Source organism: Moorena sp. SIO4A1 (genome assembly GCF_010672065.1).
Classification (GTDB): domain Bacteria; phylum Cyanobacteriota; class Cyanobacteriia; order Cyanobacteriales; family Coleofasciculaceae; genus Moorena.
Window position 1 is genome coordinate 1 of sequence record NZ_JAAHHX010000814.1, and the last position, 1,296, is coordinate 1,296.

2 protein-coding genes are annotated in these 1,296 nt (G+C 44.9%); both read left to right on the forward strand.

The annotated features are described in order from the left end of the window. Positions 1-595, forward strand: a 595-nt coding sequence (locus tag F6K53_RS43145; RefSeq protein WP_293086830.1) for a hypothetical protein, incomplete at its 5' end; no start/stop codon positions are given. Beyond that, positions 592-1,296: glycosyltransferase (locus F6K53_RS43150; protein WP_293086833.1), on the forward strand; the 705-nt coding region annotated here is incomplete at its 3' end. The genes F6K53_RS43145 and F6K53_RS43150, both read left to right, overlap by 4 nt.

Sequence of the window (1,296 nt, forward strand, 5' to 3'; positions counted from 1 at the left end):
TGTATATGCGGGAAACTGCTACGGTGCTTATGGCCGTATGCTACTGCGCTTGGCAGATACTGTAAAAGAGCGAAGTGATATTCACCTGCAAATCTTTGCTGCTGGTAATGATTGGCCTTTGGAAAAAGTCAAGGAGATGACTGAGGCTGGCATTTACAAGGGATTTAAGCCGTTTGAACAATTAAAGTCAGACTTTCAACAGGCAGATGCTTTTCTGACGGTGATGAGCTTTGATAAAGCAGAAGAACCATTCATGAAAACCAGTTTTACAACCAAGTGGTTGGATTATGTTCCCTATGGCAAACCTGTTTTCGTGTGGGCACCAGACTACTCAACAGCTTATCAGTTTGCCCATCAGCACCGTGCTGGCATAGCAGTTTCAGAGGATGACCCGATAGCTTTGGTTAAGGCGATGATTGATGCTGCCTCTAATCTTGATACATGGCAAGCTGCCTGTGGGGGAGCGCGTAACGCAGCAAAAACTGTTCTCAATGCTGAGAAAATACACGCCCTGTTTGTTGATCGTGTGAACCGTGTTTCTCGTCAATCCCAAGATACTCCTAACATTGACGACCTTCAAGAGCTGGCTCGATGAAAATGATGACTACCGCTGAATCTAGATTAATTACTACTGGTACATATGAAATTATTGTCATCTCCTCCGTACCACCTGCGCCAACTAGTGCAGGAGAAATTATACTGCACCGCCATCTAAGTCAGCTAGATGGGTGGAAGGTTTCAGTGGTGCCACATCCCCAAGACTTGCTAACAAGATTAGCAAAAAGGTTGAATCGCACTCGATTTTATACCTGGGGCAACAATTTAAATGTTCTCACTGATGGTCGCAGTTGGGATCCCCTGTGCCATGATCACCAGCTATCAAGCCAAAAAGCAATTGTGCTCACTGTTGCTCATGGTGATGGCTGCTGGGCGGCTTTGCGCTTTGCAAAAAAATATGGCTTGCCCCTAGTAACTATTTTCCATGACTGGTGGCCAGATTTACCTATTGTCCATGCCCCCTTTCGGCAACTAATCGCACGGCGTTTCCAGCAGCTTCATGATAGCTCAGACTTGGTACTTTGCGTCAGTGAAGGAATGCAAAAAGCTTTAGGTTCGCATCCCAATAGTCAAATTCTTTATCCCATTCCAGCTTCTCTACCATCTGAACTAAGATTTAATCATTCCATAGTCGATAAATCTCGTCCCTTGCGAGTTGTGTATTCTGGAAATCTCTATGAATATGGCCCAATGTTAGGGGAGTTGTTGGAGGGAGTCAAAGATCATCCTAGTTTACAA